The sequence below is a fragment of the Parablautia muri genome (genome assembly GCF_009917485.1).
Lineage (GTDB): Bacteria > Bacillota > Clostridia > Lachnospirales > Lachnospiraceae > Suilimivivens > Suilimivivens muri.
Genome location: NZ_QZDT01000001.1, coordinates 45348 through 71404, shown reverse-complemented (window position 1 = coordinate 71404; position 26057 = coordinate 45348). Strand labels below are relative to the sequence as shown.

The window sequence follows — 26057 nt, the reverse complement described above, 5'->3', positions numbered from 1 at the left end:
CGTACTTACAGGCCTATAGTATATAAATAATCCGGTTATATATTAATAAATGGAAAATAATACAATTATCATAGCATGTTTAAATTCGTCTGTCATCAAAGATTTTTATTTAAATTATATATTCCAGGTTATAATATTTACATTATTTAGTTTATACAAAGCTAAAATCGATTCTAACTCTTAATCTAATTTGATAATCTAATATATCCTTTCTAAATAATGTTGCATATTTATATAGTAAAATTATTCATTCATATCACTATATATAGTATATAATTATACCAATAGTTAATCGTTGGAAAATTTTTCATATTCTATATGCTTAAATGCCCAAATTATATTGCAACATATGATTCTTTATGTTACTCTTAACTTATAATAAAGTGTTATTGCAGTAAATGAACGCTGCCTAGACTGCAAAAGGTTAGTTCGAACGATAAAATTTCGGGAAACTAGCCGTTTTATGATATATAAAAGTCTAAAACAATAGAATCTAACCGTGCCATCATGGCTGCATAATATGAGAAAGAGAGGTGAATGTTATGAGGCTGGATCCATCTGGCAAACGGCCCCGTTTCATCCGCATCAGTGGCGGCGGGGCTGATAGTAGGAACTGAAAAAAGTCCGAAATATGATTGCACACATTTCGGCAAAACGTTCGAAAGGGCGTGACGTAAAGCCAAGGAACTAAGGCGGTTTCATTTTTCAGCCGCTATGTTAGCCTGGTTGCTAATTATAAAGGCAAACTATTGGAAACAGTGGGACGCAAAGCTAAGGGGCCTAACTATCTTTAAGGTACACGGCAGCCCGGTCACTAATTATAGTTAGCAAACTATCGGAAACGGTGGGACGCAAAACTAGGGAGCTAAGGTTATTGAAACCGTAAAAGTAGTTGCGGTAAAGAAACTACGCCAGCCCGGCCGCCGGACCCTTTGCTTCCGAAGACTAGCAAAGAAAGGAAAATATTATGAAGATAAAAAAATTGAAAGAGTTCAGTAGACGTACACTTGCTCTGCTTATTGCTGTTGTTATGGTAGCTGGTACGCCTCAGCTTGTTTCTTTGGCGGATGAGGAGGAAATATCTTCTGATTTATCTGATGAATCCTCTGCAGACAATAGCCAAAGCAATCTTGATACCAGTCCACCCTCTGACGTACTTGATGATGGAGGTTCCGATGGTAGTGTAACAACACTTGATAATAATTCTAGTTTTGATAATCAGACTTCTGCCGACAATTCCGGTTCAGGAAATCAGCAGCCGCCTACTAGCGAACCTGATTCTAACAACCCACCGTCTGCTGATAGCCCTGATGCTAATAATCAACAGGAATGGCAGACTACAACTACTGTGGACGTAAACGGCACCCCCCACTGATGTCACTGTTACAGGAACTTCTACAGAAGATGAAAATGGCAATATTCAATATGAAGGCACCAGTACAGTCGGCGATGCACCAAATGATGTAAATGTTATCGTGTCTGGGAGCGAAACTACTGAAACTGACGTGCGTAATCCTTTAGACTCCGATTCAACTGATTCTGAGGATAAAAACATTACCATAACACCTGGTAAAGATGGGGAAGTTCATGAAGATTTTGACATCAGAGATCAGATAGAGGCAGAACATAAACCCACTCCTCCTACAGAAGAAGGTTATATCCCTGTAGAGGAAGGTAATAATAACTCCTTCTATCTTCCCGAGGATATCCAGCATCCGGATGAAAATACCACTGTTACTACTAATAGTACCTGGGAGTTGAAAGAAAATCGGGATGAAAATGGTAATTTAACTTCTTATGAAACCACAAAGGTTGAGATTGTAACTACTGAAACCAGAACTCCTAATGTACCTGAAAGCATGCCTGAGAATGCTGAAATCATCAAGGATGAGACCAGCGGACTGGAAATAGGTTATCGTTACAGCATAACGGAGGACTTGGGGAATAACACCGTTCGTACTACTACTTTCACCGTAATCAACGGGGAGACCTTCTCTCAGTCAAAGGATGTCACTACTACTGTAGAAACTATAACACTGGATGAAATTACGTCTGGCAAGGTTGATGCGGAGATGAGCGAAGTTATAGCTGGAGAAGGTCATGGCGAAACAAGTGTGGAGAAGAAAGACAGCATTGATCCCGAGCCTGATAAGTTTAAAGATGGTTATAAAGAGCATGATACAACATATGATCCGGACAATGATCTAGTTGACAGAGATGCCATCAATTCTCTTGCAGTTGCAAATATAAAAGTAGCATCATCTCTAAATGTACGAAAAGGTCCTGGTACAAACTTCGATTTGTATCAAGGTGGTGGGCTTAAACCTGAAAAGGATAAGCTTCTCAAAGTTTATATTTATGAAGAAAAAAATAATTGGTATAGGATAGGAGAAAACGCCTGGATCTCCAAAGATTATACAGAAATAATCGGTGGAACTTTTGAAGTAAAAAAAGGTGGCTGTTATTTGTATGCTGACGACCTAAAGACTCCAATTAATGCAAGCCGTGGAACCAGTGCCATTGTTCGTGTTGATGGTAACGACCCAAACAAAATAAATAGAAAAGTAGATAGTGCTGGTAATGTATGGTATTATATCAACTCGGATGGAAATTATGCCGGTTGGGTAAAAGAAGATAGGCTTGAGTTAGTTATCCATGCCAAAGACAAAGAATTAACTCAGGCTGACCCTAAATGGTTAGAGGATCTTGAAAAGGATGGATACGACTGCTACTATGTTGGCGAGCTTGGATTAGAAAGCTCTATCCGTGCTGATGTTGGTGGCTCAACCACTTATCGTGCCCACCAGTTTATCCTGCGAGATAAAAATAACAATAAGCTCTATGCATATTGTGCAGATTTAAATACTGGCTCTCAAGCGGATTACCGCTACAAAATGGTTGAAATTGATGATTCTAATTATTGGGAACTGCTGATTGACAGCAGTCTTCCTCCGGAAGAACAGGAAGAAGATGCACGCGCTAAGCAAGAGGCCCTTGGTAATATTGTCATAAACGGCTATTGGGGCGTTGCGGATTCTACTGACCCTGATGAAGATGTGGTAGGCAGCTTGGCTACTCTTAAAAAGAACCTTAAGGAGTATCTAGAAGCATTAAACAGCAAAAAAGCCGAAAATGAAACCAAGATTAATGTTGAAGCCGTATTGCAGGGCGTAACTCCTGGTGTAGCCCTTACTGCAACTCAGGCAGCGCTTTGGTATTATGGTAATACCGGAACCAGCAAAAAGGTTAATGTAACGAATTTTGAAAACTGGAGACAGTATATGGGTATGTACTATGATACGGAAGCTAAAAAAATGGTCGGAACCGGAGATGACACCTATGAATCTCTTGATGAAGATCAAAAATTAGCATTAGAACAGATTTGCATCTGGCTCATTAGCCTAAAAGATTTAGATGACAGCACTGTAGGCGCAACCAAAGCACCTGCAGAAATCACGGAAAAAGACTTTACTCCTACTGTTACCATCAAAGGAAAAGAAACAGCCGGTACGGAAGCAGTCATGGCTGTTCAACAAACCGATGATAAAGCTGACATATATAAAGCTGATGTATCCTTTGCCCTGGAAGTTACTCCCAGTAAGCTTAATGATGATTTAATCGTAAAAATTTATGCTGGAGAAGGAGAAAACAAAGTATGTATAGCTTCTAAACGTATTGCTGGTAATCCAAAAACAAAAGATGTTGAAAAAGACTACGATAAGTTTGAAGAAGATGGCAATGTATATACTTTTAGAGATCTTCTTTTGCCCAATGGTACTACTATCACGATTGAATTGGAAGGTACCAGAGATTTAGGAAATGGTATTTATATCTTTTCTTCTGAAAAGAAAAACGGCCAAACATCGCAGACTTTTATTGGCTTAACTGATAGTCATAAAAAACAGGCTGTAAACATGAGTTTCACTTTGAAATTTAATGTTGAAGAAGCATCAGCTACAGTAACTACAACAGAAAATGTAACCGCCACCCACTCCAAATCTAATTGGAGTACTGGTACTTCTTCCCATAATTCTTATCAAAGAACAATACCAGGCAATGAAGGGGATGATGACGCGGACGCAGATGATGATTCTGATGCAGATGCGGATTCTGACGCGGATGCGGACACAGATTCCGATGCGGATGTTCCTGATGAGTCTGTTCCTTTAACAGATATTCCTGCATCCCCTGTGCCTTTGATGGATGTTCCTGCTGAAGATGCTCTGATGGATATTCCTGATGAAGATGTTCCTTTGGCAAACCTTCCTTCCAGAAGGAGCTCCTTAGTAGATATTTTTGATGAAGATGTGCCTCTGGCGAATGTCCCTAAAACTGGCGATATCTCTGATGCGTGGTACTTGATAGCCGTTTTATCGGCTGCTGGATTGTTATGTCTGACAGCTTTAGAACATAAAAAACGCAAAAACGCCTGATTTAAAAAAGTTTTAGTTAAAGAGCCAAAAAAACCGGGGCCCTCATTGGGCCCCGGTTCTATTATATTCTATTATACAAGAAATCTCTATACGGTAAAAGTTTACGCTTTTCATTGTCGAAAATCCGCACATTGAGAAAGGAGCATGGTTGTAAAAATGAAGATAAAAAAGCTCATCCTATGGTTGGCATCGCTGGTGCTGATGATTGCGGTGGCCATATTTGCTCTATCATTTCTGCTGCATTGGGGCAAAAATGACACTACACTTTTTCAGGAAAAAATTGAACTGCTTCAGGAATATGTTCTGGCAGACTGGGTTTATGAGGAATTAGGTGACATGCCTGCCGAAACAGTTGGAAATGTTATCTTTCTTTCTGTTTCTGATGGCACGTCACGGGCAAGTGTTTACACCGGCACAGGCGTAACGTTGGATGAAGCTTGGTTATCAGCTGTAGATAAATCAATCAGTGCCTTGCAGAAAAAGGAACTTTATCCAAAGTGGGTGAAAGCAGATGTGGTTTATTTTTCCGAGACGGTTCCGACAGAAGAACTATTTCAGATTATAGGTTCCTATCGGAATGAATTTTTCCGCTACGGTGTGTCTTTTGATGAAAACTTTCAAACTGCTTTGTTAGAAGCGGAACTTAATGGCGCGAAAATTTATGACTATGAAAATGGCGGCATCAATCACGAAACCTTAAATCGTTATCTGGAAGCGTCAAAACGTCCTACTTTAAAACAGTTTCCTCTGTCCTGCACTTTATTCCAATGTGCCGGCTGGATATGTGATGATGACAACACTGTTTATGATTTAAGCGCCAGTGGATTGGATTATGGGCGGCGTAAAGTAGATGTTCTTGATGCAGACTATGCCAAAGAATTAATTTTAAATGCCTCTAATTTCCTGGTAAATCAGGTTAAAGAAGATGGCTCCTTTATTTATGGTATTTATCCTCGTTTTGATGAAGAAATTGAAAATTATAATATAGTACGACATGCCAGCTCTCTCTGGTCATTGATTTGCCGTTACCGTTTATCACCAAATCAAACCCTGGCAGAAAAGATCAATCAATCAAACTATCGACTATATGCTCAGCCAGGTAATTTATGATTCCGATGGCAAAGCCTATCTTTATGATGAAAAAGATGATGAAATTAAGTTAGGCGGCTGTGGTCTTGCTGTGGTAGCCTTAACAGAGTATATGGACGTTTTTGATGATGATAAGTACAAAGATGTCTGCTGTGCCCTGGGCGAAGGAATCCTTTCCCAGCTAGAGCAGTCAACCGGTGAATATTATCATGTTTTAAACGGTGATTTCTCAAGAAAAGAAGCTTTCCGTACCGTATATTATGATGGTGAAGCAACTTTTGCTCTCTGCCGCCTTTATGGGCTTACCAAGAATCAGGTCTGGCTGGACGCTGCACAAAGTGCCGTAGAACATTTTATCCAAGCGGATTATACTCAGTATAAAGATCATTGGGTAGCATACAGTATAAACGAAATTACCAAGTACATACCAGATAATATGGACTATTATGCTTTCGCCCTGGAAAATGCCCAGGTAAACCTTGAAGAAATTAAAGACCGTGACACCACTTATCATACTTACTTGGAGCTGCTCATGGCAACCTTTGAAGTATATGACCGGATGGTTGAAAATGATGGATTTGCCACGGGTTTTGATTTAGATGAGTTTTTGAGTACTATTTATACCAGAGCAGACCGGCAATTAAACGGCTATTTTTTTCCTGAGTATGCTATGTATATGGAAAATCCTCAACGAATATTGGATACCTTCATGATTCGACATGATGGCTATCGCGTTCGTATAGATGATGTCCAACATAATATTGGAGGATATTATCTCTACTATATTAATTATGATAAACTGGTAGATTACGGAATGCTAAGGGCTGTCGGTAAATTGAGGGCATTGGCAAGAATGGGGGATTAGGATGAAAAAGAAAATACGCCTACTGATAACAATATCGCTTGTTCTGACTTTTGCTGTCAGTGCAGCCGTCATTGGCATAAAACAGTTGGATTATCGCAGTGGAACTGAAGATTACTTTGATGCACAGCTAGTAGCAGGTCTTGCCACCATGCCGGATAAGGCGCCTGAAAATGCAGGAGAAACCGATTATTGGGCCGAAATACTTGCAGATACTGATTTGGATTCTCTGCGGACAATTAATGAAGAAGTCATTGGGTGGATTACTATTCCGGGAACAGAGCTTTCCTATCCCATTCTCCAGACCGAAGATAATAAATATTATTTAAATCATACCTGGAACAACGATCTGAGCTCTGTGGGATCCATTTTTATGGAATGTCAGATCAGCCCCAATATGCGCAGCTTTAATACCATTATTTATGGACATAAAATGCGCAATGGCTCTATGTTTGGCAATCTGTTAAACTATGACAATCTTGATTATTGGCAGGAACACCCTAGCATTTATCTGGTTATGGATGATGGGGTCTACAGATATGATATTTTTGCTGCTTATGAAGTTGGAATCCGGGAAATTGTATATCGAATCAATATCAACTCGGAAAAAAGAAGATCTGATTTCATTCAATTTTGCTTGGAAAATTCTGAAATTGATACGGGAATCACTCCTACCTTTGTAGATAGAGTATTAACCCTTTCCACCTGTACCGGAAGGGGACATTCTACCCGTTGGGTTGTCCAGGGAATTCTTCATAATGGAGAACCCTTTCTCCGACAGAAGACTCCGTAGGAAAACCTACGGAGTTTTTGATAAGTTTGACATCTTAGAACTTTTCTTCACACTATTCAACTTGCCAGAGTATCTAAAAACAGATTTCTTATGTAATCCTCCATATAATTTCCAAGCTCTGGCAACCGTTCCTTACCGATAAACCCACCGCCCATGGAAGCATGTCCTCCACCGTTTCCTATATCCTTTAATGCCCTATGGAGTAGTTCTCCGGCATGAATCTTCGAGTCCTCAGAACGGACAGACAGTTTTATCCCGTCTTCCCGAAAAGAAAATACCACTGCTACTTCCACTTCAATCAGGGAGAGAATAAAATCGGACAAAATCGCGATCAGCGCATCCGGACACGAAAAAGGAATGCAGGAAAACCCGACCTTCTCATAAAGCTCAATGCTCTCGATCGCCGCCCCATAGGCTTTCAGGTCAGTAAACTCCATATTGTTTCGTTCCAAATCAGCTAGCTTTTCCTGATCACAGCGTGGAAATAGAAATCCGAACATTTTAATATCCAGTTCCGTCACACCTCTTGAAAACTGCAAAGTGTCCATTTTAAGCCCATAGAGCAATGCCGTTGCCACATCCCTATCTGGTTCATTCCCTGACAAGACGTAATATTCTGCAATCAATGTAGCACATGAACCGGTGATACGAATATCCTGATACAGATATTCTATGGGGACAAACGTAGGATGATGATCGATACAGGCAATCTCATCTCCGATAAAATCTGTGACATTACCACTATTCTTCTGACTGTCCACACAGATAATTCGGTCCGTCTCCTGCATATCAGAAACCAGCTGCACATAAGGCAACATCTGGATATGAAACGCATCCAACATTTTGGAAGCACTCAGCTTATCAATCAACCCATCATAGCAAAGCCTCGATTGCACCCCATATAATTCCAATAGCTTTTGCAGCCCATATGCTGAGGCAATGGCATCCGGATCAGGGAAATTATGTGTCTGGATATAAATAAGGTGCCCTTGACACAATTCAATTAAATCATTCAACTTATTCATCATTCGTGCTTTCCTCCATATAGAAACATTTTTGCTGAAATACCGCACAGGCCTCTATTTCGATGTGATACTTGAATATTCAAGCACTTTAATAAACACATCACCCTCCGATTGGGATATACCCACTGTATTGTCCGTATCGATAATGTCACAAAGCACATGAGCAAATGTGCAAAATTCTTCCTTTTCCTCTCCACTTAACCCAGCGTAGGCTGTAATTTTCGATTCCTCACTGCTAAGCTCAGAAAGAATCTCTGGCGTTACTTGATTCTTCATCCGTTTTAACCCATCATACACCGCATAAAATCTTGTCTGCATGCAAAGCAGGGCAAACAGCATTAACCGCTGAACCTTATTTTCATACAACCCTTTATCATCCATGTTCTTTAAAAGCAGAAAAGAGTTAAACAGTCGGTCTATACTTTTAGGCTCATTGCCCACAGAATGTTGAATCAACGCAGTGCAAAAATCAAGTTCTTCTTCATCACTTCCATATATTCCCATGTATTTCAGTTTACCATTTACATAATCTCTAATCTGCTGACTTGACACAGGAACACGAAATGACATCTGAAATATCTCATCAAAAAGGGCTTTCTCCTGGTTCTCGTCCAAGTCCATATCAGGGTTCTCTCTTACTCCGCGCTGAAAAAGACTATAGTCAATCGCTGCTACAAATACGCAGCCTTCACAGTCCAAGAAAATCCGCAGGGCCATAAGCAGCTCCACCGCTTTTACAGGAGCAAGCTTGTCCAGCTCATTGATGAAAATAACAACTTTACCGGCTGAATCCTTAGCTCGTTTCTCCACCAACTTAGAAAAGGCGTCTACAAGTTTTTCAGGAGAAATTCCGGAACCATCTTTGAACAATCCTTCCACCAGATTTTGTCCGGCTGAACTATCCGGAGCGATAATACCAGCTAAAAGCTCGATAACTCCTTTTGCCACCTTAACCGCGGAATCCTTAGAAACACTTCCTTCAGCGCCACTAAGCTGCCGAATTAACGCTTTTCCTATAAGTATTGGGAGTGGATCCTCCGAATTGACTTGAAGCAGCAGTCGGGGATTAAACCATACCCGATTGTCAGAGCAGCTCCCCTCCAAGCTATCCGAAAGTGTGTTTATAATATTATTTTTACCACTTCCCCAGCTTCCTTGGATTGCAATCGTCATGGGGGTTGGGCAATTGCTAATAAAACTAGATATACCATCGATATATTTTGCAATTCCTAATCTATCCTTTTCTAAAGCAACAGTGCCAGCCTCAATAATATCTTCCTTCCCACTTACAGTATCTACTATGTACCCCTTCTCTCTGCTTACAACATCCACTATGATCTCATCCCTTCGTCCAACAGCCCCTGTCTCGACTTCCGGTTCTGGAAGGATAGACTCAATCAGCTCACATTCAGCATATGCGCCTCCCAAATACTCCATAAATTTCGATGTCTCGGCGAAATACTGGTCATATTTTTTGTTGCTTCTGCTCATTCCCAAAGAAAAATCTCCGAATCGAATAACCTCTGTTCGTACACCCTCATCAGTTTGCACTGTCAGCTCTATCCCTACGAAACTAATGATATCATCTGCGCTAGGCGCACCCAACTTATCCTGCACCCCTACAGCTTTTGCCGCACCAGCAAGAAGACCCAGCGCACTCTTTGGCGCACGATACTCTACCTGCTCGCACTTAGTAATAGTAGCCAAAGAACACTCATTTGTAATTTCACTTCCACCCTGACGAAGAATATGAAAAACACCACGCTCCTCATTGACCTCGATTTGCTCGTCAACACCAAATGATAAATCAAATCCCACAGTTCTTTTCAGCACATAGGGTTGAATCTTCTCTTTAACAAAAGCTAAAACCTCATTCCGTATATCCACCTCAACAGCAAAGGATTTCGATGTACCGTTAGTAAGAAAAAGCTCCAGCGACTCTGTAAACAAGCAGGCTGTTCTAACATCCTGGAAGAAGACAATCTCATTATCTCCCATTTTGCCCATGAACTCTGCCTTATCCTCATAAATATTTAGGGTTCCGCTCTCAGAACCATAACTGCTAAGGCAAGAGAAGTAGATTCCTTGCGCTAGCAGAGCGTCCTTTCTTTCAGCAATATATGGTTTAATCGCCTCACTGACAAAAGAATATACTTCATCTATAAACTCTTTATCGATTGTAAAAGACTTCAAAGTTCCATCTGTCAGCGAAAAATCTAATGAACCGGCGGATGCACTGACAAACTTAACATCTCGAAAAAAAACAACCTTACTCTGCCCTGCTTTACCTTTAAATACCGCCTTATCATCCGAAATGTCCATAATCCCACTGTTCGTCAACCCTATGCTGCTGATGAGAGAATACCGAATGCCCTGCGCTAGAAGGCGTTTTTTTCGTTCAGCAAGATAGGGATTAATCGCCTCTTGAATACGCAAAAATGCCTCATGAACATCCTTTCTGTTTACAGGACAGGATTCTATGCTCCCATCCTCTGTAATGAAATTAATATGATCTAGCCCAAGCCCTAGAACTGTACCTACTCCCAATTTTTTCTTCACCGCTGCCAGTGCTGAATAATTGTAGACCGTTTTCTGAACACTGCTGGTAACAAATTCTGTTCTGTCACGATAAACAACCAGTTTTCCATTTTTTCGCATTCCTTTTACATCGGTCTGGTAAATAGGTTTATTCTCTTTTGATTTTCCTTCCTCTACCTTTCCACCACAATAGGGACAGAATGCTATCCCCTCCATAATTTCATAACCACATTTGGTACATTTCATTTCTATACAACCCTTTCTACAACAAGACTTTTTTCCTTTATCGATTTTCGTTTGGCCAATAAGACGCAAGCCTCTGTATGAACCGTCATAGGAAACATATCCACCGTCCTCACCTTCTCTATCTCATACCCATCCGCGCAAAGTATACGCAAATCTCTAGCCAAAGTAGCACTATCACAGCTCACATACACAATTCTCTCAGATGCCATTTTAAGCACAGTATCAAGGCATGCTTTATCGCATCCCTTACGAGGCGGATCCACCACCACCACATCTGCCCTTATCCCGTCTTTCTCATATTTCTCAGGAAATATCTCCTCTGCATTCCCTACAAAGAACTGCACATTTTCAATATCATTATAAGCAGCATTTCTTTTTGCATCCTCAATCGCCTGCGGTACAATTTCCACGCCATATACCTGTTTAGCATTTGACGCCAAAAACAACGAAATTGTCCCGATTCCGCAGTATAAATCCCATACCACTTCCTTTCCCGTAATTCCTGCATAAGAAAGGGCAAGGCTATATAATTTTTCTGTCTGTACGGGATTGATCTGATAAAATGACAAAGGAGAAATAGAAAAAGTGATTCCTCGCCCGGTGGCTGCAAAATTATTTTCCACATTGCGCACATAAATGATATCTTTTATACTATCCTTGCCCCAAATCGTATGGACTTCCTTTCCCATAACCACATTAGTACGCTCTCTGTTGATGCTGACAGATATGCTGGTCATACCCTTTATATTTGACAGGGAACCTATCAGCCTATCCTGATTTGGCAAAAAAGTAGAATTTTTCTTTCCTATTTTAGAGTTTATAACAAGACAGACCATGATTTCTCCGCTTTGAAATCCTTTTCGAATAAGCACATGGCGGATGAATCCTTTTCCTGTTGCTTCGTCATAAGCAGATATGTGGTTTTCCTTCATATAAGAAAGAATTATCTCCAAAATTTCCTTATTTTCCTTAACGCCAAGACTACAATCTGTATTTGCAATAATGCTGTGCGTTCTCCCGGCATAAAACCCCGCCACAGGATTTCCTTCTTTATCCATGCCAATAGGATACAATGCCTTATTTCTATAATGAAAAGGTTCTCCCATCCCCACAATAGGCTCCATAACCTTATCAAGGAACTCTGGCGCAAATCCGCCAATTCGAATCAGGTTATTTTTAACCTTAGACTCTTTAAATTGAAGCTGGCGCTCGTAGCTCATCGCCTGTATCTGGCAGCCGCCGCACCGTTTGTGAAATGGACATTTTGTCTCTACGCGGAAGGAAGAAGGTGTAAGCACCTTCTCCAATCTCCCATAAGCATAATTCTTTTTTACCCGTGTAACACGAATCTGCGCCTTATCTCCGATGATTGCATCTTTCACAAAAAATGGATATCCGTCTATCTTTCCAATTCCCTCTCCGTCAGTTGTCATATCGATAATTTCTACTGTTAATAATTGATTTTTCTCATAAACCATAACCTGGCCTCATTTTCACAACAGCTCCGATAAACTGTATATTTTATTCTACTTTTGTTCTCTTTAAATTTGAGTCAAACAATCGGTTAAAGCCCATCCATCCTATTTCTGTGGAATTTTCCAGTATTTCTGTAAATGTCTGCAGCTTGGCATCTGTATTATCAGCAAAATTAAGCGCCACAGCCTCTATAATTGCAGGTTTTTTGGGAGAACCAAATTCATATTCCCCATGGTGGGCTAAAATGCAATGTTTTAATTCACTGGAAAGTGTGACAGGAAATTCATCTATTTCACGGATTTTTTCTGCAACCATTTCTGTCCCTATCATAATATGGCCCAGGAACTGTCCCTCATCTGTATAGTCATTTTGAGGAAAAAGTGAAATCTCCCTGGTTTTTCCGATATCATGACAAATAGCCGCACTGATTAATAAATCTCTATTAAGCAGAGGGTATGCCTTGCAGTAATAATCACAAAGTCTTACAACCCCTAAGGTATGTTGCAGCAATCCGCCTACAAATCCATGATGAACGGTTTTTGCCGCCGAAGATTGTTTAAATACCCTGATAAATTCCTTATCTTCCATAAAAAAGGCCTTGAGTAGCTGCTTTAAATATTTATTTTCCAGCTTTTCAATATAGCCAATCAGCTCCCGAAACATATCATCAATGTTATATTTGCTTACAGGAAGGTAATCCTTCGGATTAAATTCACCTTCCTGGCATTTCCTGATTCTTTTGACGTTTACCTGCAAAGCGCCCTGAAAGCTGGTAATATCACCATATACCTCTATATAATCCAAAGCGATAAACTCTGCAATCCCCGCACTGGAAGGATCCCACACCTTGGCATCTATGGTTCCCGTCTTATCCTGCAATATCAGGCTTTCGTAAGGTTTTCCATTTTTTGTAACCGCTGATACTTTATGCTTGCAAAGATAAATGTCAAATACTCTGTCTCCATCTTTGTAATCCTTTATATATTTCATCTTTTTCTTCTGCGGGTATCCGCAGCCTCCCTTCCTAATATAATCAAGTTTATTATTCTTGCTTTAATCCAAGTACTGCCTCTAATTTCATCTCCGTATAACCGTCCGGCCCTTGGCGCATCAGTTCAATCGCCAACTCCCTTTCCGGCTCCTCTATCAAAAGCTCTTTTACCAATTCCTGATAATTGTTTATTTCTGTTTCATTTAACTTTGTGATGACATCACCGCTTTGTATACCAGCATCCATAGCTGGGGAATCCATATCTATTTCTGTTATGTAAGCCCCAAAAGGAACGCCTAGTTCCTCATTGGCCTCTTGGGTTACATCAACCCCATAAATTCCAAAGTAAGGAATATTCTTGTCATTTGAAAGGCTTTCCACAAGCCTTTTTAATTCACTAATTCCAATTGCACTGACAAGATTTTTCATATCACTGGAATTATATGACATATCAATTATTCCAATGACCTGCCCCTGTAGATTCACCAATACTCCGCTGGCACTGCTGCTTCCATATATATCCGTGGTCATATATTTATAATTGGAATCCGGAAGCCTGATCGTATTTCCTGTGGAGGTTATATTTCCATAGCAAAGAGAACCTTCCGTTCCCACTGGCCTGCCAAGGGCAATAATGGGATTTCCTGCCAAATTACCTCCGGATGTACCAAGCGTTACCGCCTGAGCCATTTCCAGTGTATCCGAATTTATTTTGGATTTCGGTATAAACAAAACTGCCAGCCCGGTATTATTATCCTTTTTCTTAATAGAAGCTTCATATTCTTCTCCATCTGCAAATGCAACCTTCAGGGAATCCGCCTCATCAATACTTTTGGTATTAGCCAAAATCAATAACTCCCGCCCATTATCGGCCACTACTACACCAGATACTGCGCCCTCGCTCTCGTGCTCATTATCAAGCCACCCTACATCCGCTGTAACACCTACCACTGTCACAATAGACTGGCTAACTTTCCAAGCAATTTCTCCAACACTATCCAAAAGCGATATATAATCTTCTACTCCTAACTCCATTTCCGATAAAACCTGAGCAATCTGTTCATCCTCCAAAGCAGGCGCTTCTGTGGGTTCCGGCTGCATCTGGGAATCATCTGCTATCATGTCTTCCGGAAGTATTTCATTTTCTTCCGTTTCCTCAACAAATACCACTTTGTCCGGCTCCTCCTCAGGATAAAGCTTTTTGCTGATTACCGGCTCTAAAAGCAAAAAAGTAAAGCAGGCAACCAATCCAAAAATAACAGCCATTGCAGCCGTAATAAGCGTACGCTGCATCAGCTTTCTTTTATTTAAAGGCCTTTTTTTAATCGTCTCCTTCATAAAATCAGTGTTATCCTGGTTTTTGTTTATTTCCATTTACCAAACTCCTTAACTACAATATATCCATAGTAATTCAGGCAGACAAAACCGTTTCATTCTATCTGCTTCACGGTACGAAAAGCCTGGAAATATAATAGCATACAAATATTTATAAGTAAAACAAAAAGCCCTGAAAACCGAATCCTTTAAGATTCCTTTCAAGGCTTTTAGTCGGCGTGACAGGATTCGAACCTGCGGCCTCTACGTCCCGAACGTAGCGCTCTACCAAGCTGAGCCACACGCCGAAAGCTTACAACATCATTTATCATACAATTTTTACGCTAAATTGTCAATGTTCCTATAACATTTTTTCAAAAATATGTAACAGTTCAGCCTTGCTGAACTGTTACAAAATAACGTAACCTCAGCCCACAACCTTGCGGTAAATGCAAAGTCCGAGGCTGATATTAGCTTGAAATACTTATTTTCTATGCGTCTGCCGAATAATAAACTCCCTACTATTTCATCCTAAACAATACATAAATGACGGTAATAATCAACCCCACGCAGAACAATAAAAGTCCAAAAGACAGGCTCCTTCCAATAATGGTTCTTTCCTCAGACCATTCCTCATGAATCAGCGCGTATTTATGTTCATAATCTATATTTTTCGGCTCTTTCCTCCAAATAATGGCATTTCCTAATCTTTGCAGACTGTTTACAAAACAGCCCAACATATGGGTAAAAGGCGTACCCTCCTCCAGCTCATGGGGAAGTTTGCTGTCCTTATAAACAGTTTTCCGCAGCAGCACTACAATTCCATCCACGAAACTATCCAACACTCTGCAAATTACACCAAATACAAAAGGTAAAGCTTTTAAAAGGACCGGCCTGTAAATAAGATTTTCCAAGTCCAGATAGCGATACCATCTGTTTACATAAATCTTTGGCTTTCCTTTATCTTCCGTCTTCATAAGCCATAATCGTACAATAAACAGATAGATAAGGGCACCTATTATAAGAGAAGTGGCCGCACCCTTTAAATTTTCAATGGAAAACCATGCCATTTGAGGGATTTCTCCTTCCGGCCGTAAAATTCCCTGTCCTAAATCTGCTACAGGTTCCATAACATGTGCAGGCAAAAAGCCCATAAGAGGAAGCAGTGTTGCGCAGGTTGTAAGTGCCGCTCCGCTTACCTTGTTCATATAGTTATCCTTCAAAGAGTCATATTCTTCCTGTACTTTTTCATCACTGTTTTTCTCAAGGAACAAGGCCACATAAAGCTTTGTCATATATGCTACTGTCAAACCGCCGCTTATAAGAAAAATCCACTCTATCCCTTTCATAGTACCAGCGCTGAAAATACTGCTTATGGCACCTTCCTTCACCAGTTCCATATACTCCACGATACTTTCATGAATCAATGTCTTACTCACGTATCCATTCCATAAAGGTACGCCGCCAATCCCCAGCGCACCCATCAGAAAAATAGAATGAAGCAAAGGTTTTTTTCTTCCAAATCCACGTATTTCATTTAAATCCAGTTTGTGTATATTCATATATACAACACCTGCCGCCATAAAAAGCACCAATTTAATGAAAGAATGATTTACCATATGAAGCAGACTTCCCCGTACTGCAAGAGCATTTTCCCCGCTTAAAAGTCCGGACATCCCAACTCCCACCAAAATAAATCCTATCTGGGAAACAGAAGAACATGCCAACGTTCTTTTTAAATCTATGGAGAATAAAGCCAATAAGGCACCTAAGGCCATGGTGCATACGCCAAGTATCAAAATAAGACTTCCCCAAACACTATCCCCTAAAAAGATATGACCTGTCAGGATTAAAATACCAAACATACCAGCCTTCGTCAAAATGCCGGATAAAAGGGCTGATGCAGGCGCCGGTGCAACCGGGTGAGCCTTTGGAAGCCAGATATGCAAAGGAAAAGCTCCTGCCTTGGCTCCAAAACCAAAAAGCATACAAATTCCTGCAGCCCATAATCTCTTTTTCGCAACCACCGAAGATAAATCCCTACCGTTTGCAAGATTTCCTGATAGTCCACTGAGATCCTCAAACCTTAAGGTACCTGTCAGGCTATACAAAAGAAAAATTCCCATCAGCATTACAAGTCCGCCAATCACCGCAACTGCCAGATAGGTACCAGCCGCCCTTAAAGCTTCCTTTTTTTCCTCATGGACCACCCACACATAGGAGGTAAAGGACATAATCTCGAAGAAAATAAATGTAGTATAAAAATCAGCAGATAAAAACACACCTTCTGTAGCGCCAAGGGTGAGAAGTAAAAACAGGTAATATCTGTTTCTATTCCGATAATGAGTAAGATACTCTTCCGAAAAAAGCGTACTCATAAACCACATAAAAGCGGCTATGGTTCCATAAAGAGCGCGAAAACCATCTAGTGTAAAATGCAGTCCAAACCCGCATACCTGCGGAATCTCCATATCAATATGTCCACCCTTTAAAATAATTTGAAGCAAAAGGATAAAGAACAACACAAATTCCAGCCCTGTCACCGCGTCCGCAAAATAATTCCGCATATTCTTATTGCGTCTCCCAATAAGATAACTAATGATAGCAGACGCCATAGGAAAAAACACGACAATGCAGAGTAATAAACTTGTGAGTGAAAAACTCGTAACCAACGAATCCATATCCACACCCCCTTAATATACACCTGCTGCCACATCAGCTAAAAAATTCACAATGGGCGCAGAGTAAAAACCAAACAACACCATAAAAAGAGTAAATACAAACAAGGGAACAAGCATCTTCCAATTGGGATCTTTTTCCCCTTCCAACGTTTTGAAATCAAAATCTTTCACAGGGAAAAATGCCCTGACTACAATTGTAAGCATGTAGATCGCTGTGAGAAGTGCAGAAATCAGCAGGCAGGCAATTCCTCCGTAAGCTATCTTATTTCCGCTTTCCACAGCCGCTGACGCCAGATTCCATTTACTTACAAATCCCGCAAGTCCTGGCACACCCATAAGCGCTAGAGCGGATACAGTAAATATACCAAATACACAGGGCATTTTATAGCCCATCCCATCTAATTCATGGACGTAATGCTTATCTGTCTGATACATGACAGCGCCTGCGCAGAAGAAAGAACAAATTTTCATCACAGCATGAAAAACCAAATGGGTAAGTGCACCTACCATCCCCAATGGTGTCATAATTGTCACTCCAAATAAAATGTAAGATAAATTACTGATTGTAGAGTAAGCCAGCCTTCTTTTTATATGTGTCTCCTTAACTGCACGGCTGCATCCATATATAATGGTAAACATAACGACCAGCATAACCACATTTTGTGCCCAGGTACCTTTTAAAAATGCTGCACCAAAACTGAAATAGGTTAAACGTATAATCGCAAAAGCACCGGATTTCACCACAGCCACCGCATGAAGTAACGCTGTTACCGGCGTAGGCGCCACACCTGCATCCGGCAGCCAGGAATTAAACGGGCAAAGGGCTGCCTTAACTCCAAAACCCATAAAAGCAATTACATAAATCAATAAAAGTACATTGGTTCTGTTGCCAATCTTTTCAAGGTCCAGCACACCGCCCAAAATAAAGTCCGTAGTACTTCCATAGATAATCAAAAAAATCAGTCCAATAAAGGCAAATGCCGCACCGCCCAGAGAATAGTACAGGTATTTCCGGCTGGCCAATATGGCCTCTCTTGTCAAAGTATGCATCACCAAAGGCACTGTGACCAGCGTCAGCAGCTCGTAAAAGAAATACATAGTAAGCAAATTTCCTGCCAGAGAAATCCCTAAAGTCACCCCATAAGTCATGGTATAAAATGTAAAAAATACTTTTTCACGCTTTTCCTTTGTCATATATTCAAAGGCATATAAGGTTGCAAAAGGCCAAAGCGCAGATACCAGACCAGCAAATACCATACTCATACCATCCACTTTAAAGCTGACAGAAAGATTACCTGTAAAATTAGCCAGCGTAAAGACACTCTCCGGCCTATGAATTAACAGATTCCAAACTAAAAGGCTGTTCAAGATTACCAGCGCTTCCAGAAAAATCTCCATATGGTTCCGCTTTTTAAAAGGAATAAGCGGAACCATTATTCCGGCTATAACAGGAATTAAAATAACCAACATAATCATCATAATAATCCTCCAATTGCCAATACCTGCAAATTTGTACATCAGCACAAATTTGTCTGTGAAAAATTTATTTTTGACAGTAATATCCTCCGCATACCCTTCTAAATAATTTTTTCAACAATACGTAATAAGTAATTTATAAAGATCTGTGGAAAAAGACCGATTTCCACCGATAAAACTGTAAGAATCAGTATTGGTACAGTCATGATAAGCGGAGGCTCCTTTTTCTTTAACGTACTATAATCATAATCTGTTCCTGGAAAAAATCCCTGGATGGTCAAAGGCAGCAGATATCCTGCCGTAAGAAGCGCGCTGATTAATAAAACAGCAGGTCCAATCCAGCTAAATCCCGGAATCCCACTTGAAAGAGTACCCTGTGCCAAATACCATTTACTGATAAACCCTCCTGTGGGAGGAATGCCAATAAGACCTAAAGAAACAATTGTATAGCACCACATTAAAAGAGGCATTTCTTTTCCAATCCCCCGAAGCTGTTCCACCCTTGTCTTCCCGGTCATATATATAATCCCACCGGTGCAAAGGAAAAGAGCCGCTTTAATAAAACCATGACACAGCACATGTAAAAGTCCTCCCGTAACAGAACCTCCATCCATCACTGCAAATCCAAACAAAATATAAGACAATTGGCTGACTGTAGAATATGCCAGTCTTTTTTTAAGCACCTGTTCCCGATAAGCTAACATAGAACCCATAAACACTGTGATTAAAGTCAGTATCATCCATGTATACTGTACCCAGCTCCCCCTTAAAAAAGAAGCGCCATATATATAATAAACCACACGTACTATTGCCAGCACACCTGCTTTTACAATAACGGCTGATAATACGGCTGAGGCAGGTGCAGGCGCAACCGGATGTGCGGTCGGAAGCCAGGCATGCATTGGAAACATTCCTGCCTTAACACCAAAACCAATTAACATAGCAAAGCAAATCCCCAGTAAAAGCTCACCATGCTGTGCTGCCATTTCCGCACTGATTACACCACCTGCACTAAACGTTAATGTATTCCCGTATCTTTCAAGAAAGTAAAGCCCAAACAGTGACATATATGCACCGCTTAGAGAGTAAAACAAATATTTAAGCCCTGCCATGATTGCTTCCCTGCTGCCATTATGAAGTACCAAAGGCATGGAAGATAAAGTAAGTAGCTCAAAAAACAAATAAAAGGTAATAAGATTACCTGCAAAGCAAAGGGCAACCAAAACACCCAGAACAATTAAATAATAGCCATAATAGCGCTTTTCCTTTTCCTCATGCTTCATATAAACAAAAGAAAAAAATCCGGCACAGAGAACAACCACAATTGTCATAACGGAAAAAACCACGCTGACCTCATCTATTCTAAATAAAATGGGAAGTCGGTCTGTCAGGCTGAACAAAGTAAAAATACCATTCCCTGTTATACATAATGTTAGAATTACCAGCACAGCCGAAACCACAAAAAATGCGCCTGTTACAATCAACAGATTTTTTCTGCTTTCCATATCCCTTCTGACCAGAAGGTATACCCCTGTGCAAATCGGAAACAAAATGGATAATATCATGTAATACATAAAGGCACACCTCCTTAAGAAAACATGGCAAGGCCCTGGCCAATTAAATCCACAATCGGCTGAGAACTAACGCCTAAAACCACATTTAAAATGATAAAGCACAAAAGCGCTGCCACATACAGCTTCATATTCTTAAACGCAATACTCTCATACTTGTGTTCTTCTACCGGTGTATAAATGCGAATGACCGTTTTCATAAAGTAAATTGCATTTAATATGGTACTAATTCCGAGTACAATCAAAGCAGGCAGCATTTTTACATCGTTTTGTACTGCTGCCTGTGCAAACAACAGTTTACTGATAAATCCCGAAAACAGCGGAACACCTACCATGGACAAGGAACCCACTGTAAAAGCCACTCCTGCCCATTTATTCCGATATGCCGAACCAGTCAGCTCTATAAACTGCCTGCTGCCTCCGGATACATCCGTGAGCCCAATCGCCGCAATAAACAGCAAAGATTTTGTAGCTGCATGGGAAAGAATATGAAATATACTGGCCTCCATACCTGCTTGTGTTCCCATTCCGATACCCATATAAATATACCCAATCTGAGCCACCGAGGAAAAAGCTATCATTCTCCTTACATCATTTTCCCTGATAGCGCTTATAGAACCAAAAATCATTCCCATAAGGCCGAAAGCAAAGAGAACATCCACTATCCTGCTTTCATAAAAAACTTCAAATCCTATTACTCTGTAAATAATCTTTATCAACAGAAAAATATATCCCTTTGAAACCAAACTGGATAAAATTGCGGCGGAAGAAACTGTTGAGTAGCCATAAGCATCCGGCAACCATGCGTGAAAAGGAAATAATGCACTCTTAATAGCAAGCCCCACTGACAAAAGCGCTATGGTAACCAACGCTGGCATCTTGTATTGCCCTGATAAGTAAATCCATCCCATTTGTTCCTTTATATTGCTCATCAAAAGATGTCCTGTCAAATCATACAATATACAAAGGCCCATAAGCAAAAGACCGGAACCTAAAAGACTCATAATCATGTATCGTGCCGCCGCTTCAATGGTTCTGCCGTTCTGCCTGATCATAATCAGACCACAGGCTGCAATTGTATTAATTTCCACAAAAACATAAGCCGTAAATAAATCGTTGGTATATACCAACGCAAGCAGTGAAGCCAGCAATAAATCCATTAATACATAATAAAGAAAGGTTTTTCCATCTTCCACCTCATCCGCCAGCTTTTTTCTGCCTCCTGCCAGAGACAAAAGCATAATAATACAAAAAAACAATGCCATAAACGCTTCCAACACACCTGCCCGAATCTCATTTCCCCAGGGCGCAGGAAACTTACCCATCACATAAACAAACGCTTCCCCTGTCTCCAAAATATACATAAGTGTACATAAGCTTAAAAAGCCTACCCCAGAAATCAGAATTGTATTTACATATCTGGCCGCCTGTTTCTTAAGCCCGGAACTGATAATTCCGGCAAATAAGCACAGCAATATGGAAACTGCCGGAAAGTTCTGTATCAAACCCATTTACAGCCCCTCCTTCTTTAATCTGGTAGAAATTTCATCCAAATCCAGAGTTTGGTAACGCTGATATAAACGAATTGTAATGGATAGCATAAGTGCGCTGACCGATACGGATACCACAATCCCTGTAAGAACAAGTCCGCTTGGAATCGGATTGATATAGGCCTCCATACTTTGTACTCCATTTGTCACAATTGGAGCTACCCTGTTTTCTATGTAGCCTTTTTCTGCTAAAAATAAATAAATTGCCGTATCCATAATATTAAGGCCGATAATTTTTTTAATCAAATTATTTTGCAACAGTAAATTTCCAAACCCAATTCCAAAAAGAATCATTGCAACTGCTTCCCCGTAATTGGAAAAAAGATTTGCCCCCATTCTACAGGCCCCCTCTCCTAAACAATGCATAAAATGCATACATAGTACATGCTACTTCTATTCCCACACATATATCAATGGGAAGAATAATACCGCCGCTTAAAATATGTCCTGGTATACCTAAGGGTATATGATTTTCAATCCCATTCGCTCCCGTAATGTAAAAATAAGAGCCGATAATACCATACATACAAAGGGCTGTTATCTTGGCAATTTTATAAACAAGCTCATTAAAAAATCTCTGCGCTTTTTTAAAACCAAACGCGCTTGTATAAAGAATTAATCCTGCGCCTAAAATCGCCCCTCCGGAAAAACCGCCGCCGGGAGATAATTGTCCATTCAAAATGACATAAATCCCAAAGATGAAAATGAAAGGGCAAAGGACAAAAGCTGTTCCCTGCAAAATCGTATCATCTCTTGGCTCAAACCGCCTGTCATCTTTTTCTTCTATTTCCTTTAAGATAGCTTCATCCAGCATAAGGAGAATCATGACACAGCAAGTGGCAATAAAAAGTACATTGGTCTCCCCAAAGGTGTCAAAGGCCCTGTAGGTTAAAATCATACCTGTAACAATATTTAGCGCACCTGTCTCTTGAAGCCCGTGTTCTATGTATCTTTTTGATACAACATTATTGTCCGGATTACCTGAATTCCCGGTTCGTGGAAGATAAGAAACCGTATCAAGCAAAAGAACGGTAAGTGCAATACAAAAAAAGATTGCAGCCGCTACATAGACTTTATTATAAAATGTAAGCTTTTTATTGTTCTTTACATCATAAACCTTATTTCGAATCATCTGCTGCTCAAACATCCGCTCTAAAATAGTGGTTTCCGGCACCTCTGTCTCTTTCTGAGGCTTCATTTCCACTTCACCCACATAAAAATCTTTGCTTCCGGAAAGCCATCTGAAGAAACGAAATGCTTTTGTCTTTTCATATTCTTCCTGAGGCTTTAATTTACTCATTTTCATCCGCCCCCTTCTGTACAACTTTGGAATTATTGAAATCTGAAGTCTTTAAATCCGGTGTGTGTAAAACTGCATTTTTCAAAAATTTATCTTCTTTATCTTTTTCTATTTGGATAGCCTGAATCTTTTTGAGAGTGGAAAAAAATAAAATACTGGTCACTCCTGCCCCCACTGCCGCTTCGGTAATCGCAAGATCCGGCGATTGTAGGCAAACCCAGATAATGGACATAACCAGACTGTAGGACATATAAATCAATACCGAATTAAGCAGATTTTTTGAAAAGCTTACCGATATTGCACAAACAATTAAAAAACCCATCAATATACATTGAAATACCGTCATACCTTACCCTCCTCAGCCTTTTCTTTATTTTTTTCTTCCTTTAACTCCTTTTCCAAATCTGACAGATTTTCATATACCTGACAATATTTTTTCAGATTTTCATTCGTGGTAACTTCCAAATTAGATAGAAGGTGAGATGAAACGGGAGATGCAAACCATAAAAATGCAACTACCAGCATCATTTTGAAGGTAGTAAAATTAAGTCCGCAAAAAATCATAAGTCCAATCAAGGAGCAGCTGATTCCTAATGTATCTCCTGTGGCAGCAGCATGCATCCTGTTAAGAACATAATGAAAATGGAAAATACCATATAGCTCTACAAAAAATATAATCAGCCCGCTAAGAAGCAATGTCCCTCCTAAAATCAATCTGATCCATTCAAGAATTTCCATGGATTTTTCCTCCTTTCTCACCATCTTCTAAAGTTTCCTCCTTTGGTTCCTGCTGCTTTTCCACAAATACCCCCAGATAAACTTTAGAAATAACATTTACCGCCAAAAAGCTAATCATCGCATAAATCAGACATATATCTATTAAATATCCCTGCTTAAGCAAAAGAGAAAGAACCGCAATAATAACCATTACCATGGTTCCCATCATATTAACTGCTACAAGACGATCTGCAATACGAGGTCCTTTTACCGCTCTTATCAGACAACCAAACAGCATTAACGCTAAAAAAACCAGAACTGATATGTACATACCATGATATACCTTGTCCAAAGTAGTTATAGTTTCATTTATCTGCATTATCATCCCATCCTTTCCATCTTCTCAAGCAACTCTACAAAAATGGAGCTGTCAATTCCCTGAGCAAGGCTTTTATCCAGACAATGAACCATATATTCATCATTTGATAAGGACACCGTAATAGTACCCGGTGTCAGTGTAATAGAATTAGCAAGAAGTATCCTTGCAGGCTTGGTTTTCAGGTTTGCCCTAAACTTTATTACAACAGGTTCTATCTCATATTTAGAAGACATGATCATTTTTACTACTGTAAAGTTCGCTTTAATGATTTCTATTATAAGTACAAATAAGTAATGCAGTATCTGAAATAGCTTTTTTACTAGAATCATATCCATTTTGGGATTGTAGTTTAAAAATTTGCAGATAAACCAATAAATTCCTCCGGCAATTACTATGCCAAAGGCTGCTATCTCCAATGTAAACTGTCCATTAAAAATAATCCAAATAAAGAAAAATATTAAATACATTTTACACCTCCTGCATACCGCAAGCTATGTCTGCAATATTGCATTGATTTTTTCCATATAGAAGCAGGTGAGGCTTATGCCAGCACCTGCTTCAATTTATCTTCCAATTCATTTTTAGATACCGCTCCTATAACGGTTTCTACAGCCTTTCCGTCCTTAAAAAATATCATAGTAGGAATCGACATTATTTTAAATTCTCTGCAAAGCTCCGGATTTTCATCTGTGTTGCATTTCCCTACCTTACATTTTCCGTCATAGCTTTCCGCCAGCTGCGCTACCAAAGGCGCCATCATTTTACAAGGTCCACACCAGCCCGCATAAAAGTCTACCAAAACTGGCAAATTACTTTTTTTAACCTCTGTTTCAAAATTGTTGTCTGTGATTTTTAATTCCATATGAATCCTCCATTCTATTTCCATATAGTTTACCCGTTTTACGGAATTCTTAAAATAAAAAATGTTATCTCTTAACAATATATTTACAGATAGGGTTTCCCATAGAAGAAAATCGTTCCTCATATTCTGTCATAATATTTCCTTCTACCATTTCACTGTCATGATGCAAGTCATAAGTGAACTGTAATACTTCAAATCCTGCAAAAGAAAGTTCCTCAAGGGCAAAATCAAATAAGTCCCTGTTATCCGTCTTAAATTCCACAACGCCATCTTTTTTAAGAAATCTGTCGTATCTTTTCAAAAATTCTCTGGAGGTAAGACGTCTCTTAGCATGACGGTCTTTCGGCCAGGGATCAGAAAAATTTAAATAGATTCTATCAACCTCCTCTCTGCTAAATACCTGATCAACATTCTCTGCATCCATACGTATAAACATGAGATTAGGCACTGGTGTCTCATCCATTTTCTGCAAAGCACGTAAAAGAACACTGGAATACTTTTCTATCCCAATATAATTTATATCCGGATTCTTTTCTGCCATCTCATGGAGAAATTTTCCTTTTCCCATACCAATTTCTATTCGAAGAGGATGATTGTTATTAAAAATTTTATTCCAGCTTCCTTTTGCCTTCTCTGGGTCATGTACTACCAAAGGACTGTCCGCAATCACATCTCTGGCACCTGGCACATTTCTTAATCTCATTTAAGTATTTCCTTTGTTTTCTTCTTTTTCAGAAATTTATTGTACACCTTT

22 protein-coding genes, 1 tRNA gene and 2 riboswitches are annotated in these 26057 nt (G+C 39.9%); of the genes, 5 read left to right on the top strand and 18 right to left on the bottom strand.

Features of this window, described 5'->3' with window-relative positions:
* Positions 1–638 precede the first annotated feature (638 nt).
* A riboswitch (cyclic di-GMP riboswitch) is annotated at positions 639–734 on the top strand.
* Positions 735–819: 85 nt separating this feature from the next.
* Positions 820–928, top strand: a riboswitch (cyclic di-GMP riboswitch).
* Positions 929–967: 39 nt separating this feature from the next.
* From D5281_RS00305 to srtB, 5 genes are all read left to right on the top strand, one after another.
* Positions 968–1375: a RodZ family helix-turn-helix domain-containing protein gene (locus D5281_RS00305; RefSeq protein ID WP_160558169.1), complete on the top strand. Its 408-nt coding sequence runs from the start codon at positions 968–970 to the stop codon at positions 1373–1375.
* A gap of 100 nt (positions 1376–1475) precedes the next feature.
* The gene (locus tag D5281_RS26400) at positions 1476–4433 is read left to right on the top strand and encodes a doubled motif LPXTG anchor domain-containing protein (protein WP_160558168.1); all 2958 of its coding nucleotides are present in this window, start codon (positions 1476–1478) and stop codon (positions 4431–4433) included.
* A gap of 156 nt (positions 4434–4589) precedes the next feature.
* Positions 4590–5543 carry a hypothetical protein gene (locus D5281_RS00295; protein ID WP_160558167.1) on the top strand — a complete coding sequence of 318 codons (954 nt, stop codon included), beginning with the start codon at positions 4590–4592 and terminating at the stop codon, positions 5541–5543.
* Positions 5521–6387 carry a hypothetical protein gene (locus D5281_RS00290; RefSeq protein ID WP_160558166.1) on the top strand — a complete coding sequence of 289 codons (867 nt, stop codon included), beginning with the start codon at positions 5521–5523 and terminating at the stop codon, positions 6385–6387. Before D5281_RS00295 ends, D5281_RS00290 begins: the two co-directional genes overlap by 23 nt.
* A gap of 1 nt (position 6388) precedes the next feature.
* A complete protein-coding gene (gene srtB / locus D5281_RS00285; protein WP_160558165.1) occupies positions 6389–7177 on the top strand; it encodes a class B sortase in 789 nt (262 codons plus the stop codon).
* 56 nt (positions 7178–7233) lie between these two features.
* On the opposite strand, the gene D5281_RS00280 is transcribed toward srtB, so the two are convergent.
* From D5281_RS00280 to trmB, 18 genes are all read right to left on the bottom strand, one after another.
* Positions 7234–8205 carry a DHH family phosphoesterase gene (locus D5281_RS00280; protein ID WP_160558164.1) on the bottom strand — a complete coding sequence of 324 codons (972 nt, stop codon included), beginning with the start codon at positions 8203–8205 and terminating at the stop codon, positions 7234–7236.
* Between the two features lie 51 nt (positions 8206–8256).
* On the bottom strand, positions 8257–10986 hold the full coding sequence (locus D5281_RS00275; RefSeq protein ID WP_160558459.1) for a P-loop NTPase fold protein: 2730 nt from the start codon (positions 10984–10986) through the stop codon (positions 8257–8259).
* Between the two features lie 2 nt (positions 10987–10988).
* Entirely contained in the window at positions 10989–12464 is a 1476-nt protein-coding gene (rlmD, locus tag D5281_RS00270) for a 23S rRNA (uracil(1939)-C(5))-methyltransferase RlmD (RefSeq protein ID WP_160558163.1), read from the bottom strand.
* A 43-nt stretch (positions 12465–12507) separates the two neighbouring features.
* Entirely contained in the window at positions 12508–13452 is a 945-nt protein-coding gene (locus D5281_RS00265) for a 3'-5' exoribonuclease YhaM family protein (protein WP_160558162.1), read from the bottom strand.
* Positions 13453–13504: 52 nt separating this feature from the next.
* Positions 13505–14827 (bottom strand): S1C family serine protease, encoded by a 1323-nt coding sequence (locus tag D5281_RS00260; protein WP_160558161.1) that lies wholly within the window; start codon positions 14825–14827, stop codon positions 13505–13507.
* 174 nt (positions 14828–15001) lie between these two features.
* Positions 15002–15075 (bottom strand) — tRNA-Pro (locus tag D5281_RS00255).
* 213 nt (positions 15076–15288) lie between these two features.
* Complete coding sequence (locus D5281_RS00250) at positions 15289–17448, bottom strand: complex I subunit 5 family protein (protein ID WP_456299537.1); 2160 nt, start codon at positions 17446–17448, stop codon at positions 15289–15291.
* A 12-nt stretch (positions 17449–17460) separates the two neighbouring features.
* Complete coding sequence (locus tag D5281_RS00245) at positions 17461–18927, bottom strand: complex I subunit 5 family protein (protein WP_160558160.1); 1467 nt, start codon at positions 18925–18927, stop codon at positions 17461–17463.
* A 98-nt stretch (positions 18928–19025) separates the two neighbouring features.
* A complete protein-coding gene (locus D5281_RS00240) occupies positions 19026–20498 on the bottom strand; it encodes a complex I subunit 5 family protein (protein ID WP_160558159.1) in 1473 nt (490 codons plus the stop codon).
* 14 nt (positions 20499–20512) lie between these two features.
* The gene (locus tag D5281_RS00235) at positions 20513–22006 is read right to left on the bottom strand and encodes a complex I subunit 5 family protein (protein WP_160558158.1); all 1494 of its coding nucleotides are present in this window, start codon (positions 22004–22006) and stop codon (positions 20513–20515) included.
* Positions 22007–22381, bottom strand: coding sequence for a sodium:proton antiporter (locus tag D5281_RS00230; protein ID WP_160558157.1), 375 nt, complete (start codon positions 22379–22381; stop codon positions 22007–22009).
* A gap of 1 nt (position 22382) precedes the next feature.
* Positions 22383–23345, bottom strand: a complete 963-nt coding sequence (gene mbhE, locus D5281_RS00225; RefSeq protein ID WP_160558156.1) for a hydrogen gas-evolving membrane-bound hydrogenase subunit E — start codon at positions 23343–23345, stop codon at positions 22383–22385.
* On the bottom strand, positions 23338–23691 hold the full coding sequence (locus tag D5281_RS00220; RefSeq protein WP_160558155.1) for a Na(+)/H(+) antiporter subunit B: 354 nt from the start codon (positions 23689–23691) through the stop codon (positions 23338–23340). Before D5281_RS00220 ends, mbhE begins: the two co-directional genes overlap by 8 nt.
* Positions 23688–24107, bottom strand: a complete 420-nt coding sequence (locus D5281_RS00215; protein ID WP_277935086.1) for a cation:proton antiporter — start codon at positions 24105–24107, stop codon at positions 23688–23690. Before D5281_RS00215 ends, D5281_RS00220 begins: the two co-directional genes overlap by 4 nt.
* Positions 24070–24441 (bottom strand): monovalent cation/H+ antiporter complex subunit F, encoded by a 372-nt coding sequence (locus D5281_RS00210; RefSeq protein ID WP_160558154.1) that lies wholly within the window; start codon positions 24439–24441, stop codon positions 24070–24072. The genes D5281_RS00215 and D5281_RS00210 overlap by 38 nt, the downstream gene beginning before the upstream one ends.
* Before the next feature lie 2 nt (positions 24442–24443).
* Positions 24444–24908 (bottom strand): Na+/H+ antiporter subunit E, encoded by a 465-nt coding sequence (locus D5281_RS00205; RefSeq protein WP_160558153.1) that lies wholly within the window; start codon positions 24906–24908, stop codon positions 24444–24446.
* Positions 24909–24982: 74 nt separating this feature from the next.
* The gene (trxA, locus tag D5281_RS00200) at positions 24983–25303 is read right to left on the bottom strand and encodes a thioredoxin (RefSeq protein WP_160558152.1); all 321 of its coding nucleotides are present in this window, start codon (positions 25301–25303) and stop codon (positions 24983–24985) included.
* Positions 25304–25367: 64 nt separating this feature from the next.
* A complete protein-coding gene (gene trmB / locus D5281_RS00195) occupies positions 25368–26006 on the bottom strand; it encodes a tRNA (guanosine(46)-N7)-methyltransferase TrmB (protein ID WP_160558151.1) in 639 nt (212 codons plus the stop codon).
* Between the last annotated feature and the right edge of the window lie 51 nt (positions 26007–26057).

What these genes read in the sequence shown, in the direction of transcription:
- D5281_RS00305 (WP_160558169.1), top strand. Translation starts at nt 968, where the DNA reads ATGAAGATAAAAAAATTGAAAGAGTTCAGTAGACGTACACTTGCTCTG.
- D5281_RS00295 (WP_160558167.1), top strand. Translation starts at nt 4,590, where the DNA reads ATGAAGATAAAAAAGCTCATCCTATGGTTGGCATCGCTGGTGCTGATG.
- D5281_RS00290 (WP_160558166.1), top strand. Translation starts at nt 5,521, where the DNA reads ATGCTCAGCCAGGTAATTTATGATTCCGATGGCAAAGCCTATCTTTAT.
- srtB (WP_160558165.1), top strand. Translation starts at nt 6,389, where the DNA reads ATGAAAAAGAAAATACGCCTACTGATAACAATATCGCTTGTTCTGACT.
- D5281_RS00280 (WP_160558164.1), bottom strand. Translation starts at nt 8,205, where the DNA reads ATGATGAATAAGTTGAATGATTTAATTGAATTGTGTCAAGGGCACCTT.
- D5281_RS00275 (WP_160558459.1), bottom strand. Translation starts at nt 10,986, where the DNA reads ATGAAATGTACCAAATGTGGTTATGAAATTATGGAGGGGATAGCATTC.
- rlmD (WP_160558163.1), bottom strand. Translation starts at nt 12,464, where the DNA reads ATGGTTTATGAGAAAAATCAATTATTAACAGTAGAAATTATCGATATG.
- D5281_RS00265 (WP_160558162.1), bottom strand. Translation starts at nt 13,452, where the DNA reads ATGAAATATATAAAGGATTACAAAGATGGAGACAGAGTATTTGACATT.
- D5281_RS00260 (WP_160558161.1), bottom strand. Translation starts at nt 14,827, where the DNA reads ATGGAAATAAACAAAAACCAGGATAACACTGATTTTATGAAGGAGACG.
- D5281_RS00250 (WP_456299537.1), bottom strand. Translation starts at nt 17,448, where the DNA reads ATGGATTCGTTGGTTACGAGTTTTTCACTCACAAGTTTATTACTCTGC.
- D5281_RS00245 (WP_160558160.1), bottom strand. Translation starts at nt 18,927, where the DNA reads ATGATGATTATGTTGGTTATTTTAATTCCTGTTATAGCCGGAATAATG.
- D5281_RS00240 (WP_160558159.1), bottom strand. Translation starts at nt 20,498, where the DNA reads ATGTATTACATGATATTATCCATTTTGTTTCCGATTTGCACAGGGGTA.
- D5281_RS00235 (WP_160558158.1), bottom strand. Translation starts at nt 22,006, where the DNA reads ATGGGTTTGATACAGAACTTTCCGGCAGTTTCCATATTGCTGTGCTTA.
- D5281_RS00230 (WP_160558157.1), bottom strand. Translation starts at nt 22,381, where the DNA reads ATGGGGGCAAATCTTTTTTCCAATTACGGGGAAGCAGTTGCAATGATT.
- mbhE (WP_160558156.1), bottom strand. Translation starts at nt 23,345, where the DNA reads ATGAGTAAATTAAAGCCTCAGGAAGAATATGAAAAGACAAAAGCATTT.
- D5281_RS00220 (WP_160558155.1), bottom strand. Translation starts at nt 23,691, where the DNA reads ATGACGGTATTTCAATGTATATTGATGGGTTTTTTAATTGTTTGTGCA.
- D5281_RS00215 (WP_277935086.1), bottom strand. Translation starts at nt 24,107, where the DNA reads ATGGTGAGAAAGGAGGAAAAATCCATGGAAATTCTTGAATGGATCAGA.
- D5281_RS00210 (WP_160558154.1), bottom strand. Translation starts at nt 24,441, where the DNA reads ATGCAGATAAATGAAACTATAACTACTTTGGACAAGGTATATCATGGT.
- D5281_RS00205 (WP_160558153.1), bottom strand. Translation starts at nt 24,908, where the DNA reads ATGTATTTAATATTTTTCTTTATTTGGATTATTTTTAATGGACAGTTT.
- trxA (WP_160558152.1), bottom strand. Translation starts at nt 25,303, where the DNA reads ATGGAATTAAAAATCACAGACAACAATTTTGAAACAGAGGTTAAAAAA.
- trmB (WP_160558151.1), bottom strand. Translation starts at nt 26,006, where the DNA reads ATGAGATTAAGAAATGTGCCAGGTGCCAGAGATGTGATTGCGGACAGT.